General features: G+C 72.3%; 11 protein-coding genes. 4 read left to right on the plus strand and 7 right to left on the minus strand.

The features are described from left to right. Both V1634_RS16885 and V1634_RS16890 read right to left on the minus strand, forming a co-directional pair. Positions 1 to 462 (minus strand): phosphotransferase family protein (locus V1634_RS16885; protein WP_331208789.1); only part of this gene is annotated, 462 nt, incomplete at its 3' end. Positions 463 to 526: 64 nt separating this feature from the next. Next, on the minus strand, positions 527 to 2,026 hold the full coding sequence (locus tag V1634_RS16890) for a GH1 family beta-glucosidase (protein ID WP_331208790.1): 1,500 nt from the start codon (positions 2,024 to 2,026) through the stop codon (positions 527 to 529). Between the two features lie 1,069 nt (positions 2,027 to 3,095). Between V1634_RS16890 and V1634_RS16895 the strand changes: the two genes are divergently transcribed. The 3 genes from V1634_RS16895 (at position 3,096) to V1634_RS16905 (ending at position 8,021) form a co-directional block, all read left to right on the plus strand. Further along, positions 3,096 to 6,005 carry a glycoside hydrolase family 48 protein gene (locus V1634_RS16895; RefSeq protein WP_331208791.1) on the plus strand — a complete coding sequence of 970 codons (2,910 nt, stop codon included), beginning with the start codon at positions 3,096 to 3,098 and terminating at the stop codon, positions 6,003 to 6,005. 426 nt (positions 6,006 to 6,431) lie between these two features. Further along, positions 6,432 to 7,337, plus strand: a complete 906-nt coding sequence (locus V1634_RS16900) for a phosphatase PAP2 family protein (protein WP_407951804.1) — start codon at positions 6,432 to 6,434, stop codon at positions 7,335 to 7,337. Positions 7,338 to 7,346: 9 nt separating this feature from the next. Next, on the plus strand, positions 7,347 to 8,021 hold the full coding sequence (locus V1634_RS16905; RefSeq protein ID WP_331208792.1) for a maleylpyruvate isomerase N-terminal domain-containing protein: 675 nt from the start codon (positions 7,347 to 7,349) through the stop codon (positions 8,019 to 8,021). 18 nt (positions 8,022 to 8,039) lie between these two features. Here V1634_RS16905 and V1634_RS16910 read toward each other — a convergent pair whose 3' ends face one another. Next, entirely contained in the window at positions 8,040 to 8,873 is an 834-nt protein-coding gene (locus tag V1634_RS16910) for a DUF1028 domain-containing protein (RefSeq protein ID WP_331208793.1), read from the minus strand. 85 nt (positions 8,874 to 8,958) lie between these two features. On the opposite strand from V1634_RS16910, the gene V1634_RS16915 reads away from it, so the two are divergent. Next, a complete protein-coding gene (locus tag V1634_RS16915) occupies positions 8,959 to 9,939 on the plus strand; it encodes an LLM class F420-dependent oxidoreductase (RefSeq protein ID WP_331209113.1) in 981 nt (326 codons plus the stop codon). A gap of 75 nt (positions 9,940 to 10,014) precedes the next feature. Here V1634_RS16915 and V1634_RS16920 read toward each other — a convergent pair whose 3' ends face one another. From V1634_RS16920 to V1634_RS16935, 4 genes are read right to left on the minus strand one after another with little or no spacing between them, the layout of a single operon-like run. Beyond that, positions 10,015 to 12,357, minus strand: a complete 2,343-nt coding sequence (locus tag V1634_RS16920; protein WP_331209114.1) for a DUF3488 and transglutaminase-like domain-containing protein — start codon at positions 12,355 to 12,357, stop codon at positions 10,015 to 10,017. Between the two features lie 41 nt (positions 12,358 to 12,398). Then, positions 12,399 to 13,553 (minus strand): DUF58 domain-containing protein, encoded by a 1,155-nt coding sequence (locus tag V1634_RS16925; RefSeq protein WP_331208794.1) that lies wholly within the window; start codon positions 13,551 to 13,553, stop codon positions 12,399 to 12,401. Between the two features lie 10 nt (positions 13,554 to 13,563). Further along, positions 13,564 to 14,559, minus strand: a complete 996-nt coding sequence (locus V1634_RS16930; protein ID WP_331208795.1) for an AAA family ATPase — start codon at positions 14,557 to 14,559, stop codon at positions 13,564 to 13,566. A 50-nt stretch (positions 14,560 to 14,609) separates the two neighbouring features. Continuing rightward, positions 14,610 to 17,219 carry a fibronectin type III domain-containing protein gene (locus tag V1634_RS16935; RefSeq protein WP_331209115.1) on the minus strand — a complete coding sequence of 870 codons (2,610 nt, stop codon included), beginning with the start codon at positions 17,217 to 17,219 and terminating at the stop codon, positions 14,610 to 14,612. Between the last annotated feature and the right edge of the window lie 111 nt (positions 17,220 to 17,330).

The raw sequence follows: 17,330 nt of genomic DNA on the forward strand, positions 1-17,330 counted from the left end.
TACGGGGGCGCGGGGGGGGGTGGGACGGGGGGGGGGGTGCGGGGCAGCGGCGCGGCCCACGGCGGCCAGCTGCGCCGGGGTCAGCTCCTCCCGGGTACCGTGCAGGTCCGTGCCGGCCACCCGGCTGAGGAAGACGAAGTCGGTACCGATCAGGTCCCGGTTGAAGTCGGCGTAGACGACCTCGGGTACGACGGTCACCACCCGGGCGGCCCGGCGGTAGAAGTCGACCTCGGTGCGCATCAGGTCGACCTCGTGGCTGAGCAGCTTCAGTTCGGGTGGCGGGGCGACCTTGAGTACCAGTTCGGTGCTCTCGCCGAGCGTCACGCCGTAGGCCGCGTTGTAGGTGCCGCCGGTCAGTTCCCGCCACCCGGTGATCCCGGTCCGGTCACCGAAGCCGCGCCGGACCAGCGACCGGAGTTCGCTCTCGGAGACGCGCCTTCTGGTCGTGCTCTGGTACTCCATGCGACCCCCTCGCTAGTACGGTCGGGCGGCGGTGCCTGCCCGAGGTGAAGTTCCGGGCTCGGGGTCACACGCTGTTATCGGCGATCACCCTCCGGTACCAGTGCGCGCTGCGCTTGGGGATCCGGCGCTGGGTGGGGAAATCAATATAGATCAATCCCCATCGCTGTTCATAGCCCTCGTTCCACTCGAAGTTGTCCATCAGCGACCAGACGTGGTAGCTCTCCAGCGGCACGCCGTCGGAGATGGCCCGGTGCGCGGCCGCCAGGTGGTCCCGGAGGAAGGCGATCCGGCCGACGTCGTCGACCCCGCCGTCCCCGTCGAGCCGGTCCGGGGTGGGCAGGCCGTTCTCGGTGACGGTGAGCGGCACGTCGCCGTAGTCGCGGGTGACCCGGGTCAGGATGTCGTACATCCCGGCGGGGAAGATCTGCTGCCAGTCCGCCTCGGAGGTCGGCCACCTGCGGACCGTACCGCCGTCGGCGGTGACGTAGAGCGGCGTGTAGTACTGCACGGCGAGCAGGTCCACCGGGGAGGAGATGATCGACAGGTCGCCGTCCCGGATGCCCTGGACCATCCGGCTCTGCGGGCCGAGGTCGGCCAGTACGTCGGCCGGGTAGGCGCCCTTGAAGATGGAGTCCAGGTAGAGCCGGTTCTCGTAGCCGTCGTAGAGCCGGGTCGCCTCGGTCGCGCCCGGGGCGGTGTCGTCGGCCGGGTAGCAGGGGTGCAGGTTGAGCGCGGGGCCGATCCGGCTGCCGCTGCCGGTGGCGCGCAGTGCGCGTACCGCGAGTCCGTGCGCGAGTTGCAGGTGGTGCGCGACCAGGTAGGCCGCGTCCGGCTCGCGCAGGCCCGGGGCGTGGTGGCCCTGGAGGTAGCCGTTCTGCACCACCGTCTTGGGTTCGTTGATGGTCAGCCAGACCGGCACGCTCTCGCCGAGCGCCTCGAAGATCGCCTCGGCGTAGTCGGCGAAGCGGTAGGCGACGTCCCGGGACTCCCAGCCGCCGACGTCCTGGAGCGACTGCGGCAGGTCCCAGTGGAAGAGCGTGGCCATCGGGGCGATGCCCCGGTCGTTCAGGCCGTCGACCAGGCGCCGGTAGAAGTCGAGTCCGCGCTGGTTGGGCGCGCCCGTGCCGTCGGCCTGGATCCGCGGCCAGGAGATGGAGAACCGGTACGTCCGCAGCCCGAGTTCCTTCATCAGGTCCAGGTCCTCGACGTACCGGTGGTAGTGGTCGGCGGCGACGTCGCCGGTGTCCCCGCCCCGGACCCGTCCCGGAGTGTGGCTGAACGTGTCCCAGACGGACTCGCCCCGCCCGTCGTCCTTGGCCGCCCCCTCGATCTGGTACGCCGAGGTGGCCGCGCCCCACCCGAAGCCGTCCGGGAAGCGGAGTCCGAGCTGCGCCTCCGGTGCCGTACGTCGCACGTCGTCGGCCTCATGGTCGGCGTCGCGACCGGCCAGCGGCGCGTCGGCGACGTCGGCTGCCGCCGTGCTCGTCGACGGCGGGCCGGCGGGGACGGCACTGGCGGATAACGTGGCGCGGCGCAGCAGATGCCGCCGAGTCAGTACGGACATGCTGTCTCCTCGTGAGTGGGGCCCTCCGCACGAGCCCGGGAGCGCTCCCATACAAGAGCGTAGCGATCTACCGGGCGATTGCGTATGGGATGTTCGGGTGGCAATGGCGGGTCTGGGCCTCGTCCATTGCCCGTCCCCACGTGCGTCAATGACCACGGCGACCGTTCGTCGCGTCGCGACGAGGCCGGTCGCCGTCCGAGGTGCCGATGACGCAGCCGGTCGACCGGTTCGGCGTCGAGACGCTGTACCGATGACCGATTTTCCCGTCGTTGGCGGGGGGTTAGTGTGGGGACGGGGAGGGCAACCCCCGTCCCCAGCTTGAGTTACAAACACGCACGAACGGAATTGGCGTCCAGGTCGTGCGTGCCGCGCGGGAGCCGGGCCACGCGAGTGGCTCTGGTTCCACCTCCTTCCGACGGTGGTGAGCTGGCTGACGGCGGAGTCCGGGCTGGCCCGCCCTCAGCCCTCTGGCTGAGCGGTCGGCGGCTACGTAACATTGCCGTAGCTCGCCCATCGGGGAGCGGTCGACCCGGCGGACCGGGTCCTCGCAACCTCCGTGGTGGTGCGTTCCAAGCTACTTACATCATCATCAATGGAAGCGCTCCCATCGACGTTGGTTGGACTGTAGCCCGCGTCACGGGTTTGTGAAAGACCCAAAATAAGATCGAAACATGTGGCCAACGTCGAGGAAACTCCGTTGTGCTGCCTCGATCGCATCGATGCCCAGGTCAAGCTGTCTCCGCGGGCGTCCGCTATGGACGCCTGGCCCGGCTCCCCTTGCTGCGGGAGCGCTCCCATGCAACACTGTCGAACTATCGCGGTAGGGGAGCCACAAGCTGACGCGATCACGGGCCGCCAGGGCATCCGAGTCTCTCGGTACGGCGCCCCTGCACAGCTCGGAGCCGCCACGTCCGGCGTCTCCTCCGGCGTCCGCCGACCCCGGTCCGGGACGGGTTGACCACCACCAATCCGGCGCCTACCCACCCACGCGCAACGCCCCCGCACCACGCGCAGGAGGCGCCCAAGCCGCGGCAGTACCGCGGCCCGGTCCGCGAGGAGAAGTCACGACATGAAGCTGAGGTTAGGAAGACGCCGACTGGCGATGGCCGCCGCCGGCATATTGGTGGTCGGAGGTGTGGCCGTCATCCCCGGCACCGCCTACGCGGCCCCCGGCTGCGACGTCACCTACACCGCCAACAGCTGGGGCTCCGGATTCAGCGCGTCCGTCACCATCCGGAACGTCGGCGACCCGTTGACCAACTGGAGCCTCGGGTTCACCTTCCCGGGCAACCAGCGGATCACCCAGGGCTGGTCGGCGAACTGGACCCAGTCCGGTGCGAACGTGACCGCGACGAACGTGTCCTGGAACGGCAACCTGGCCACCGGCGCCTCGACCAGCATCGGGTTCAACGGTACCTACTCGGGGACCAACGCCAGCCCTACCGCGTTCACCATCAACGGCAACGCCTGCAACGGCGCCCAGAACACCGCACCGACCGTTGACATCAGCAGCCCGGCCGACGGCGCGACCTTCACCGCACCGGCCGACGTCACCGTCTCGGCGACCGCGAGCGACGCCGAGGGGCCGGTCGAGCGCGTCGAGTTCTACCGCAACGGCCTGCTGGTCGGCACCGACACCAGCGCGCCGTACAGCTACACCAACAGCGCACTGCCGGCCGGGTCGTACACCGCCCAGGCCCGTGCGTACGACAGCGCCGGGCTGACCGGCATCGACGAGGTGGCCTTCACCGTCGGCGGCACCAGCCAGGCGAGCGTGGTCGTCCCGGCGACCCTCTCGGTGCCCGAGGGCGGCAACGCCGCCCTGAACGTCAGGCTCAGCGCCGCACCGACCAGCAACGTCACCGTCAACCTGGCCAAGACCGGCGACGCGGACGTGACGCTGGGCGCCAGCACGGCGACGATCACCCCGTCGAACTGGAACACCGGGGTCAACGTCGCGGTCAACGCCGCACAGGACGCCGACGACACCAACGACACGGCGACGATCACCGCCAGCGCCAGCGGGCGTACCCCCGGCACCACCCAGGTGACCGTCAGCGACGACGAGGGCGGCGGACCGGCCGGCGAGTACGGCGAGGAGTTCCTGGAGCTCTACAACAAGATCAAGGCGCCGGCGAACGGCTACTTCAGCCCCGAGGGCGTGCCGTACCACTCCGTGGAGACGCTGCTGGTCGAGGCCCCGGACCACGGTCACGAGACCACCTCCGAGGCGTTCAGCTACTGGCTCTTCCTGGAGGCCATGTACGGCCGGACCACCGGCGAGTGGGGACCGTTCAACAACGCCTGGCAGATCATGGACCGGTACATCATCCCGTCCGAGACCCAGTCGAACTACAACGCCAGCGACCCGGCGGACTACGCCCCCGAGGCGAACCGGCCGGACCTCTACCCGCAGCAGGGCGGCAAGCTCGACTCCAGCGTCAAGGTGGGTCAGGACCCGCTCGCCGCCGAGCTCCAGTCGACCTACAACAGCGGCCGGGTCTACGGCATGCACTGGCTGCTCGACGTGGACAACGTCTACGGCTTCGGCAAGTGCGGCGACGGGACCACCAAGCCGGCGTACATCAACACCTACCAGCGCGGCCCGCAGGAGTCGGTCTTCGAGACCGTCCCGCACCCCTCCTGCGAGACGTTCAGGCACGGTGGCCCGAACGGCTACCTGCCGATCTTCATCGGTGACTCGTCCTACGCCCAGCAGTGGCGCTACACCAACGCTCCCGACGCCGACGCGCGCGCCGTCCAGGCCGCGTACTGGGCGCTGAAGTGGGCCAAGGAGCAGGGCGCGCAGGGCCAGATCTCGGCCACCATCCAGAACGCCGCCAAGATGGGTGACTACCTGCGCTACGCGATGTACGACAAGTACTTCAAGCAGCCCGGGTGCGCCTCGCCGTCCTGCGCGGCCGGCACCGGCAAGAACAGCGCCGCCTACCTGCTCTCCTGGTACTACGCCTGGGGCGGCTCGCAGGGCGGCAGCAGCAGCTGGTCGTGGCGGATCGGTTCCAGCCACAACCACGGCGGCTACCAGAACCCGTTCGCCGCGTACGCCCTCTCCACGGTGTCCGAGCTGACCCCGCGGTCGCCGACCGCGCGGACCGACTGGGCCACCAGCCTCACCCGGCAGATCGACTTCTACACCTGGCTCCAGTCGGCCGACGGTGCCATCGCCGGTGGCGCGACCAACAGCTGGAACGGCGACTACAGCGCCCGCCCGGCCGGCGTGCCGACCTTCTACGGCATGGTGTACGACGTCAAGCCGGTCTACCACGACCCGCCGTCGAACCAGTGGTTCGGCTTCCAGGCGTGGAGCATGGAGCGGGTCGCGGAGTACTACCACGAGAGTGGTGACGCCCGGGCCAAGGCGCTGCTCGACAAGTGGGTCAACTGGGCGATCGCCAACACCACGGTGAACGGCGCCAACTACCAGATCCCGTCGACGCTGAGCTGGAGCGGTCAGCCCGGTGGCAGCTGGACCGCCGGCACCACCTCGGTGAACAACAGCAACCTGCGGGTCTCGGTGGTCGACCACACCCAGGACGTCGGTGTCGCGGGTGCCTACGCCCGTACGCTGATCTACTACGGTGCCAAGGCCAACCACGCGGCGGCCAAGAACACCGCCAAGGCCCTGCTCGACGCCGTGCTTCAGCACAAGACCGACAAGGGCGTCGCGGTGACGGAGACCAAGGCGGACTACAACCGCTTCGACGACCAGTACAACTCCAGCACCGGTCAGGGTCTCTACATCCCGCCGGGCTTCAGCGGCACCATGCCGAACGGCGACCCGATCAACCAGAACTCCACGTTCCTGAGCATCCGTTCGTTCCTCCAGGACGACCCGGACTGGCCCAAGGTGGAGTCGTACCTGAACGGCGGCCCGGTGCCGACGTTCACGTACCACCGGTTCTGGGCGCAGATCGACGTGGCGATGGCACTGCACGACTACGACCGGCTGATCGGCTGATCCCGGTCACCAGACGGGCCTGATTCCCACGGTCAGGCCAACGGTGGCGGGCCCGGCCGGATTGGCCAACGCAGCGATCCGGCCGGCCCGCCACTCCCGTTCCACTCCGGACAGCACAGGGGCGACCACCACCGCCCTGAGGGCGGGCGGCACCAGAGGGTGCCGCCCGCCCTTGCCTGTCCGGGTGGACCAACTTCGCCCATGCCGGGCGTCGTGGCGGAGATTTTCGTGTCACGGCGCGGGAAAGGCACTGAGTTTCCAGTCAGTCCGGGGTGCCCCGTGCGGCGAGACGGAGTATCCTGGCCTCAGTGGGAGGGGCCGCTTCCCCCGTGGCGGCCCCTCCCGCTTCTTGCTTCCCGCCCCTTCGTCGCCCATCGGTCGAGTGCGGTGTCGGCTATGCCGGGAGCGTCCGATACGGTGTCGAGCGTGCGTGGCCGAAGCGGCATCCTGACAGCGTCCTGGTTGATCCTGTTGACCGCACTACAGATACTCGCGTTCGTCGTGGTCTGGCGGTTCGCCGTCGGCACCGAACACGGTCAACTGCTGGACACGATCGCGCTGACCGGCAACTCGATCGGGCAACACCGGATCGAGGGGATCGTCGGCGGCGTGCTGAACGCGGTCTCCCTGCTCTCCCTGCTGGTCGCCACCGCCGTCATCGGCTTCATCGCGCTGATCCGGGTCCGGATCACCCTGGCGGTGGTGACGGTCGTGCTGATCGTGGGCGCCAACGTCACCACCCAGGCCCTGAAGTACTTCATCGAGCGGCCCGACTTCAACGTCGACGAGGCCCGGGAGGCGGCCGGCAACAGCCTGCCCAGTGGACACACCGCCGTCGCCGCCTCGGTCGCCATCGCGCTGGTCATGGTGCTGCCGCCCCGGGTCCGTGGCTGGGGCGCGCTGGTCGGCGCCGGCTACTCCGCCGCCGCCGGGGTCGCCACCCTGTCGGCCGGCTGGCACCGGCCCAGCGACGCCGTGGCCGCGCTGCTGGTGGTCGGCGCCTGGGCATCGGCGGCCAGCCTGGTGCTGCTGCTGACCCAGCGCGAGACCGCGCAGGTCTCGGCGGCCGACGGCAACCGCCGGGTCACCGCGGTACTCGCCGTCGTCGGCCTGGCCCTGCTGCTGGTCGCCGCGCTCGCCCTCGGCTGGACCGACGGGGTGCGCTCGACGCCGATCCCCGAGTTCGACCGACGCCAGCTCATGATCGCGTACGGCGGCAGCGCGGCCGGGATCGCCGGCACGGCCGCCCTGGTGACGGCCCTGGTACTGGTCACCCTGCACCGGGTGGTGCCCCGGCACACCGGTCGAGGCGCCACCGGACCGGACGACTAACCTGGCGGCGTGCGGGTGATCGAGGTGTTCCGGGGCGAGGCCGTCCAGCTCGCCGGAGTGCTGGCCGGGCTGACCGAGTCCGAGATCGCCCGACCGACCCGCTGTGCACCGTGGAACGTCCGGGAACTGGTCGCACACGTGAGTCTCGGCGCCGGTCGGGTGGTCGGGATGCTGGCCGAGCCGGCACCAGCCCGTGCCGAGGTCGACGCCGCCGCCTACTTCGGGCCGGCGAAGTTCGCCCCCGCGACCGACACGGCCCGGGTCGACACGGCCCGCCGGCACGGCGCCGGCTTCGGCCGGGACCTCGCCGAGGAATTCGCCCGGAGCTGGCGGGCCGGGTACGCGGCGAGCCTCGCGGCCCCGCCCGGCCGGCTTGTCCGGACCCGGCACGGCGACCCGATGACCCTGGAGGAGTTCCTGGTGACCCGGGTGGTCGAGCTGGGGGTGCACGGGCTCGACCTGGCCGCCGCCCTGGACCGGGAGCCGTGGCTGACCGAACCGGCCGGCGAGCTGATCGCCGGGCTGCTGATCCGGGCGGCCGGCCCGGCGGCCGCCGGCCTCGCCGAGGAGCATCGCTGGGACCGGCCGACCCTGGTCGCCAAGGCCACCGGCCGGCGGCCGCTGACCGCCGCGGAGCGGACCGACCTCGACCGGCGCGGGGTGCGCTGGCCCTCCTTCAGTTGACCTCCGGGACCGGCCCGGTCAGGACTGCGCGCGCAGGTGAGCGAGGACCACAGGGTCGATCTTGGCCGGCACCATCCGTTCCTCCAGGTTCTCCACGCCGGCCCAGGCGGCGAGCCGATCCTCCAGCGTCGCACCGTCGCCCGGATGGCCGACCCCGGCGAGCAGCCCCGACACCTCGTCGGCGAGGTCACCGGTCAGGTCGAGCAGCGTTTGCGGATCGGGGCGCTCGAAGAGCAGCCGGTGCACGTCCAACAGCCGCGCCAGCTCGGCCACCGGATCGGGGTGGTCGTCCACCCGCAGGTCCACCACGACGTCGCTGCCGCCGCCGTACCCGCCGCCGCGGCCGACCACCAGCAGGGCGGCGCTCTGCCGGCCACGCCGGTCGCCACCGGCCAGGTCACCGGCCCGGAGCGCGCCGAGCAGCCGGTCCGGGAAGCGCCGGTCGGCACCGCCCAGCCAGGCGTCCCGCATCTCGTCGACGACCTGCGGCCCGACCAGGATGTTGCCCTGCACCGCCCAGCCGGCACCGGCCTGACCACCGGCCCAGTCGTGGCAACCCGACCCGGTGTAGGTGGCGGCGGTACCCTCCGCGTCGACGATCCCGAGCTGCCGCTGCGGACGGCCGGGATCGGCGGCGACCAGCCCGGCCAGCGCGTCGGCCGCAGCCAGACCGGTACGCAGGAACGCCAGCCCCTGCGGCCGGTAGGCCAGGTTGGCGTACGCCTGGGTGGCCAGCGCACCCACCTCGGCCTCGGCGGCCGGCACCAGGGCGCCGACCCCGAGGAACTTGCTCGCGACCGCGACACCGTGCAGCCGGCCGTCGTCGGATCGCGCCACGATGGAGAAGGTCACCCGGCCGAGGCTACAAGAACGGCACCACTCTGTTGCCCGGGCCCGGGGGAGCGGGCACCATCGACCGATGACCACACGTTGGGGAATGACCGTGCCGCTGGGCGGCGTGCCGCTCGACGGGCACGACGCGATCTACGCCGCGCTCGCCGAGGCGGGTTTCACCGACCTGTGGTCCGCCGAGGTGGCCGGCAGCGACGCCTTCACCCCGCTGGCGCTCGCCGCCGCCTGGCAGCCGTCGCTGCGGTTGGGCACCGCCGTCGCTCCGGTCTTCACCCGGGGGCCCGGGCTGCTGGCGATGAGCGCGGCGGCGTTGGCCGAGGCCGCCCCCGGGCGGTTCTCGCTCGGGATCGGCGCGTCGTCACCGGTGCTGGTGCAGGACTGGAACGCGACACGGTTCGCGGACCCGTACCGGCGCAGCCGGGACGTACTGCGTTTCCTGCGGGCTGCACTGCGCGGGGAGACCGTCGACGAGGGCTACGACACCTTCACCGTACGGCGGTTCCGGCTGGAGCGTCCGCCGGCCGTACCGCCGCCGATCCTGCTGGCGGCGCTGCGCCCCCGGATGCTGCGGCTGGCGGGCGCCGAGGCGGACGGGACGATTCTGAACTGGCTCGCCGACGACGACGTGCCGAAGGTGCTCGCGGCGTTGGGGGAGCGCCGCCCCGGCTTCGAGGTGGCCGCCCGGATCTTCGTCTGTCCGACCGAGGACGCCGGATACGTCCGTACCTCCGCCCGCCGGCTGATCGCCACCTACCTGACCGTTCCGGCGTACGCGGAGTTCCACCGCTGGCTCGGCCGGGAGCCGGTGCTCGCTCCGATGTGGCGGGCCTGGGCGGCCGGTGACCGCCGGGGTGCCGCCGAGCTGGTCCCGGACGAGCTGGTCGACGCGCTGGTCGTGCACGGCAGCCCGGAGGTGTGCCGGGCACGGATCGAGCGGTACGCGGCGGCCGGAGTGGACGTTCCGGTGCTGGCCCTGCTCCCCACCCCGGAGGTGACGGCCGGCGGCGCCGCCGCGCTGACCACGCTGATCGCCCAGCTCGGCCCGGCGTCCCTGCCCCCGGCCTGAGCAGAGCCGGGTGGCCGGCCGGCACCGGGTGCGCCCTGCCGACCTCGTCGCCGAGTCGCGGTCAGCGACTGGCGGTCAGCGACGCCAGCGCAGCGGGCCGGGGTGCAGCGACCAGATCACCCGGCGCCACCACGGCCGGCCGGCGCGGAGTTCGGCCGCGTACGCCACCGCCAGCTCGCCGGCCCGCCGGGCCTGGTCGTCGGTGGCGTTGCCGGGCGCGAACGCGGCCAGGTTGACCAGCGCGGCCAGGTCGTCGACCGGAGGTGTCGCCGGGCGGAGCGGGCCCGGTCGGCCCGGCTGCTCCGGTCCGCTGCCGAGCTCCGGGCCCGGGCCTGGCTCCGGCCCCGGCGCACCGGGCAGGCTGGACCGGGCGTGCGCGGCGACCTCGGTCGCCGCCAGATGCTCCGGCACCGGCCGCCCGGCCAGGCGCAGCGCGTCGGTCACCTCCCGCCAGGCTCCGGCGATCCGCTGCGCGGGCGGCCCCTCGGCGAGCCGGCGGCGACGCAGACCCCGACGCAGACCGACGATCAGGGTGGCCAGCCCGGCGAGCAGGAGCAGGAACCCACCGGCACCGCCGCCGACCAGCACGGGGGTGCCGAGGCCGCCGCCCCGGCCCGGGCCGGCCTGCGGGTCCGGCGTGCCGCTCGGCGTGGCCGCCGGGCTCTGCGACGCCTCGTCCGGCGGCGGCGTCGGATCCTCCGGCTCCGGCTTGAAGTCCTGCTCGACCGGCTTGGGCCGGGTGTTCGGCTTCGGCAGCGGGTCGAACGCCACCCAGCCGAGACCCTCGAAGAGCACCTCCGGCCAGGCGAGCGCGTCCGCGCCGCGTACCGGACCGGTGCCGGTCGGCGACTGGAAGCCGACCACCACCCGGGTGGGCAGCCCCGTCATCCGGCCGAGTACGGCGAACGCGGCGGCGAACTGCTCCGAGGTGCCCCGCTGTCCGCCACCGTTGCTCGGGCCGAAGAGGAAGAAGTTCAGGTTCGGATAGGCGTGCCCGCTGGGCGCGTCGGCGACCACCCGGTAGTGCTCGGCGAGGAACGTCTCGATCGCGTCGGCCCGGGCGAACGGCGCGCCGTTCTCCTCGGCGATCTGGGCGGCGAGCTGCTGCATCTGCTCCGGTGCGCCCGGCTCGACCCTGAGGAACCGGGCGACCGCGTCGCCGGCCGGCACGCTCGCCGAGGGCAGCAGGCTGTAGTCGGGTCGCTCCTGCCGGGAGGTGACCGAGTAGGTCAGGCCCGCAGTCAGCCCCTCCGGCCGGATCAGCGTCCCGCTCTCCTCGTCGTACGCCACCCGGGCACCGGTGACCTCACGCGGGGTGGGTACCGCCGGCAGCAGCTTCCCGGTCAGGCTGTCGACGGTGATCTGTTGCACCACCTGCTGCACCCGGGCGTCGGGCAGCGGCTCCGGCTCGGGCAGTACCCGCCCCGCGTTCCGGTACGTCGCGCCGACCCGCCAGGTCACCCCGTCGTAGTCACCCAACACCGCGAGCCGGATCCGCCGGCCGAGTGGCGGACCTTCCTCCTCCTCGACGGCCGGCTCCGCGCCGTCGCCGCCCGGGGTGGGCGCGGCGGTGCCGGTCGGCTGCCCGGCGGTTGCCGGCCCACCCGCTCCGACGGTCGCCACGTCGAGCAGCTTCTGGTCGGGGTTCAGCGCCCAGCCGGAGATCCGGATCAGCGGATTCTCGTCGAGGCTGTCCACCTGGGGCGGTTGCACGTACCGGCGCGGGTCGACCGGGGTGGCGTCGACCTGCCGGGCCACCACGGGCGCCACCAGCACGGCGAGGCCGAGCACCAGCACCAGACCCAGCGCGGTACTGGCCAGGGTGCGGGCCCGCAGCGCGGCCCGGACCCCCGGACCCGGGTCGCCGGCCGGATCGGGGCCGCCGCCGCGCTCCGGTGGAGCCGGCCGCCCACCGGCAGCCAGCGCCACCGCGCCGGCTGCGGCGAACGCGACCGTCAGCCACGGCGTCGAATCGGCGTTCGGGCCGACGACGTAGAGCGCGCCCGCGTACAGGGCGGCGGGGGCGGTGAGGCCGAGCAGGACCCGGTCGGCCCGGATCCCGACCTCGGCACCGGCCAGCCCGGCGAGCCAGGCCGCGACCAGCGGCACGATCACGGTGTCCGGCATCGGCTCGACCGGGATCAGCGCGGTGAGCAGCCGGGGGATGCCGTTGCGGGCGGCATCGGCCGCCACCTCGCCGAGCGAGCCGGGCAGGTCGGCCCGCTGCGCGGTGAACCGGAGCGCGGCTGCGGTGTAGCCGAGCAGGACCAGCACCGAGAGCGGGGCGACCAGCCAGGACGGCAGTCGGCGGGCGGCCAGGCTGACCCCGACCGAGCCGACCGCCGCGCCGAGAACGAGCCGGCTGAGCAGCGAATCGGCGTACACCCCGCCGAGGACGGCACCGGCCAGGCCGATCATCGCCACCAGGGCCAGCGGCACCGGCAGCGTCCGGAGGAACTTCACCACCGGCGGACCCCGTCCCACTCGGCCGCGAACTCCGCCCCGTCGGCCGCGTCGATCACGACCAGTCCGGCGCTGCCTGCCGGGATCTGCCCGCCGGCTCCGAAGACCCCGGCCACCACCGACGGGTACGCCGGGCGGAGCGCGCCGACGTAGCCGAGGTCGGCGGCGGCGCCCGGACCGGTGAGGAAGACCAGGGTGTCGCCGAGCTTCTCCTGCCGCAGCCGCAGTGTCGTGGTGCGCAGCGGGTCACCCTCGACGCCCTGCGGCCCCCGCACCAGGTCGGCGGCGGCGAGCCGGTCCAGGAACTCCCCGGAGCCGTCGGAGTCGGCCACCAGCAGCAGCGTCACGGGCAGGTCCTCCCGGCGGGCGGCGACCACCACCGAGGCGGCCGCCTCGCAGGCGGACTCGAAGGTCTCGGCGATCCCGTCGACCCGCCCCGGATGGGCACCGGCCCGGTTGTCCAGCAGTACGACGATCCGGGGCAGGCTGGTGTCCAACTGCTCCTTGACCATCAACTCGCCGACCTTGGCGCTGCTCCGCCAGTGCACCCGGCGCAGTTCGTCGCCGACGACGTACTCCCGGAGCGAGTCGAAGGTGATCGACCCCTGCGGTACCTTGTCGATCCGCCCGTCCATGCTCCGGGCGATCCCGGCCGGCACCGCCGCCAGCGGGTGGATCCGGGGATGCACCCAGACCTGCGCGGTCTCGCCGTGCGAGCGGGCGACGGTGATCAGGCCGAGCGCGTCCCGCCCGGTGACCCGCAGCGGGCCGACGGCGATCACCCCGCGCCGGGTGGTCGGGACCGGGTAGCTGACCGTGGTGTCCCGGCCGGGACGCAGCCGGAGCAGCGGCACCGGCACCGCACGGTTGCCGCAACGGTCCTCGGCGATCAGGTTGGCCGAGCGGAGCCGGGCGCTGTTGCGCACCGTCAGGGTCATGCTCGCCGGCTCGCCCCGGCCCACCCGGTCCGGGTCGGCCACCCGGGTCACGTCGAGCCGGGGTCGCCAGGTGGCGTTGCCGGCGGCGCAGCCGACCGCGATGGCGGCGGTGGTGCCGAGCAGGGCGAGTTCGGGATAGCCGAACCGGAAACCGGCGACGAGGAGGACGGCGGCGCCGACGAGGAGGCCGATGCCGCGGGAGGTGACGGTCATGGTGCCGGGATCAGGTGCCGGCCGGGGCGAGTTGCCCCGAGGGGAGCGGCACCGGCACGGACGCGATCGCCTCGTGCAGCACCTCGGTCGCGGTGACGCCCCGGACCTGGGCGTCGGGGGAGAGCAGGATCCGGTGCGCGAAGACCGGCTCGGCGAGGATCTTGAGGTCTTCGGGGAGGATCCAGCCGCGCCCGTCGATCAGGGCGTACGCGCAGGCCGCCCGGGTCAGCGCGATCACGCCCCGGGGGCTGACCCCGACCCGGACCTGCGGGTGGTTGCGGGTCGCCGCGGCGAGCCGGACCGCGTACGCGTAGAGCGGGTCGGCGATGTGCACCCGCTGGGCCATCCGGACCATCTCCCCGACGGTGGCGGTGTCGGTGACCGGCTCCAGCGCCTCGGGGGAGCGCATCGGGGCGCCCCGGAGCACCTCGATCTCGACGGCCTCGTCGGGGTAGCCGATGGAGAGCTTCACCAGGAACCGGTCGAGTTGCGCCTCGGGCAGCCGGTAGGTGCCGTCCATCTCGACCGGGTTCTGGGTGGCGACCACCAGGAACGGCCGGGGGACAGGGTGCCGGACCCCGTCCACGGTGACGTTGCGTTCCTCCATCACCTCCAGCAGCGCCGACTGGGTCTTCGGGGAGGCCCGGTTGATCTCGTCCGCGATGACGATGTTGGCGAAGACCGGGCCGGGGTGGAACTCGAAGCCCCGGCTCGCCTGGTTGAAGATGGTCACCCCGGAGACGTCGGCGGGGAGCAGGTCCGGGGTGAACTGGATGCGCCGCCACTGGCCGTGTACGGTCGCCGCGATCGCCCGGGCCAGGGTGGTCTTGCCCACCCCGGGCACGTCCTCGAGCAGGACGTGCCCCTGGGCGAAGAGCGCGGTGAGCGCCAGCCGGACCACGTGCGGCTTACCCAGCACCACCGAACTGATGTTGTCGGCTATCCGGGCGGCCAGGTTGGCGAAGCCCTGCACATGGTGCGGGGTAAGCGGCTCGTGGTTGTTCACGGTCGTGGTGCTCCTTGTTACCGGAGTGCTCCCGTTACCGGGTGACGCGGTCAGCAGGTCGGCAGGACGTTGATATTGTCGCCCCCCTCGAGGTTGAGCCAGGCGAACGGGATGTACGGCTTGCCACCGTCCCACTCGATCCGGACCCACCAGGTGCTGCGCTTGTCGTCGTTGTAGACGTAGGCGTAGACCTCTTCACCGGACTTCTTGCAGAGCGACTTGATCCGGGTGCCCGGCTTCGCCCAGCCGACCTGGCGGTCGTCGTCCTGCTGGGTCACCGAGAAGATCTCGTTGCCGTTGCGGCCCGGACCGTCGGAGTTGCAGTACGTCCGCTGGTCACCGGAGGAGCCGTTCTTGCAGGTGGCGACGCCGTAGACGGCGGCGGTCGCCTTGCTGACCTTGTCGGTGCCGTTGCCGGCCGCGTTGGTCGCCGTCACGGTGAAGCTGTAGCTGGTGCCGGGGGTCAGCCCGGTGACCCGGATGCTGGAGCAGTTGCCGTTGACCTTGGCCCGCCCGGCCGGCGTCACCGAACAGGCCGCCTGGCCGCCGCCGTCCTCCACGGTGAAGTTGACCGTGACCGAGGTGACGTCCGCGGTGGTGCCGGTGATGGTGACCCGGGGCGCCGCGACCGTCCTGGCGGTGTCGGTGGCGGCGGTGCCGGGGCCGGCCTCGTTGACCGCCTGCACCCGGACGGTGACGCTCGCCCCGTCACCCAGTCCTCCCACGGTGGCCTGGGTGTCGGTGACCTCACTCTTCTTGCCGCCCGCCTCGACGACGTATTTCGTGATCGGGCGACCGTTGTCCGCCGGCGGGCTCCAGGTCATCGAGACGGTGCCGCGTGAGCCGGCGACCGTCTTCGCCTGGAGGTTGACCGGCGCGGCCGGGGTGCTGAACGGTACGACGCTGTTGCTGGCCGGTGAGGCGACCGAACCGGCGCCCTTCTCGTTGATCGAGACGACGGTGAACGCGTACTGGTTGCCGTAGTCGAGTTCGCCGGCCGGGATCACCAGTTCGGTCTTGGTCGACTCGCCGACCGGTGCGTTGGCGCCGGCCGAGATCGCGGTAACGGCGTACTTCTTGATTTTGTAGCCCTGACCGTTGGCGGCCGGCCACCTGACCACCACGGTGCCGTCCGGGCGTTCCTCGGCGGTGACGCTGGCCGGCGGATCCGGCACCTCCGAGGTCGGCACGACCGGGTTGCTCTTCTTGGCCGGACCGGCGCCCTTGGCGTTCACCGCGTGCACCGCGAACTGGTAGGTCTCGCCGTTGGTCAGGCCGGTCACCTCCAGCGAGCGCTGGTTGGCACCCACCTCGAAGGTCCGACCGGCGCCCTGCACCACGTAGCGGGTGATGGCGGCACCGTTGGCGGCGGCCGGTCGCCAGCTCACCCGGGCCTGGGCGTTGCCGGCGGCGGCGGTAACCGACTTCGGGGCGCTCGGCTTGCTGATCACCGGCTTCGGCGGCGGCGGGGGTGGCGGCGGGTTCGGCGGCGGGTCCCCGCCGAGGATGTCGTTGGCGTACTTGTTGACGTCCTTGACCCGGTGCTGGTCGTCAATGACCCGTGCGACGGCCGAGTTCGGCGCGTTGATGAAGAGGTGGTTCTCCCGGACCTCCAACTCCAGCGGGCCGTTGGCACCCGGGATCTCGATCTTCTCCAGCAGCTTTCCGGCGGAGTCGAACGAGTAGACCGTGCCGGTGTCCTCGTCGGCGCAGTAGAACCGGTCCGCCCAGGCGACGGCGGGACTGAGCTGGGTGCCGGCGCCGGGCACCCTGAACTGCTGCCCGACGGCGCCGTTGTCGGCCACCACGATGTTGCGGTCGTCGAGCACGGTCACCGGCACCCGGAGGCCGGTGGTCCGGGGCGGCAGGTCACCCGGACCGGTGAGCGGCAGCTTGACCGGCAGCTTGTCCTTGCCACGCAGCGTGGTGAGCGTGCTGGTGGTCCGGTCCAGCACCGCCACGCCGTCGTCCAGGGTGGAGAGCTTCAGGTCGTGGCTCGGGTCGGCGACCGCCTCGCTGAAGATCTGCTCCGGGTTGACGCCGCCGCCCGCGCCGCCGCTGTCGGACTCCGGAAGTTTGGCGGCGGTGATGGCGGAGACGGTTCCCTCGCTCGGTACGGCGATCCAGAGCCGCCCGGTCCCGTCGAACTGGCCGCCGGTGATGCCCGGCGGATAGTTGATCTGCTGGCCCACCGGGGTCAGCGTGCGGGGGTCGAGCTGGCGCACGATTCCCTGCACGGCGTCGACGACGAACGCCGCGTCCTCGTGCAGGGCCACGTTGACCCCGAGCCCGGCGGTGGTCTTGGTGGTCGCCATGATCTGGAGCGTGGCCAGGTCGAGCGAGCTGATCTGGCCGGTGTTCAGGTCGCGCAGGATCAGCAGCCGGTCGGTCTGCACGACCTGCATCTGGTGGTTGCGGCCCTGCGGGATCTGCACCCGGGTGTCGACCCGGCCGGTCACCCCGTTGACCCGGGCCATCTCGCTCTTGGTCATGCTCCACAGCCAGGAACTGGCGTCGTAGCTGGCCACGGCGTTGTCGGCGGCACCCAGGCCGAGCACGGTCAGACCCATAGCGGCGGCCAGCGCCGCCACCGTGGCGACGGTGACCAGTCCACCCCGGAGCCGGGACCGGCGACGGACCGGGGGCGCACCCGGCGCCACACCGGCGGGTTCGATCCCGCCGGTCCCGTCACTGCCTGTCAAGCCGTTGCCTGTGGTGACCACAGCCGGCCGCCTCCCCACCCCGTGGGCGGTCGTGTCCGACCGCCGTCG

It is taken from the genome of Plantactinospora veratri, assembly GCF_036421995.1.
Classification (GTDB): domain Bacteria; phylum Actinomycetota; class Actinomycetes; order Mycobacteriales; family Micromonosporaceae; genus Plantactinospora; species Plantactinospora veratri.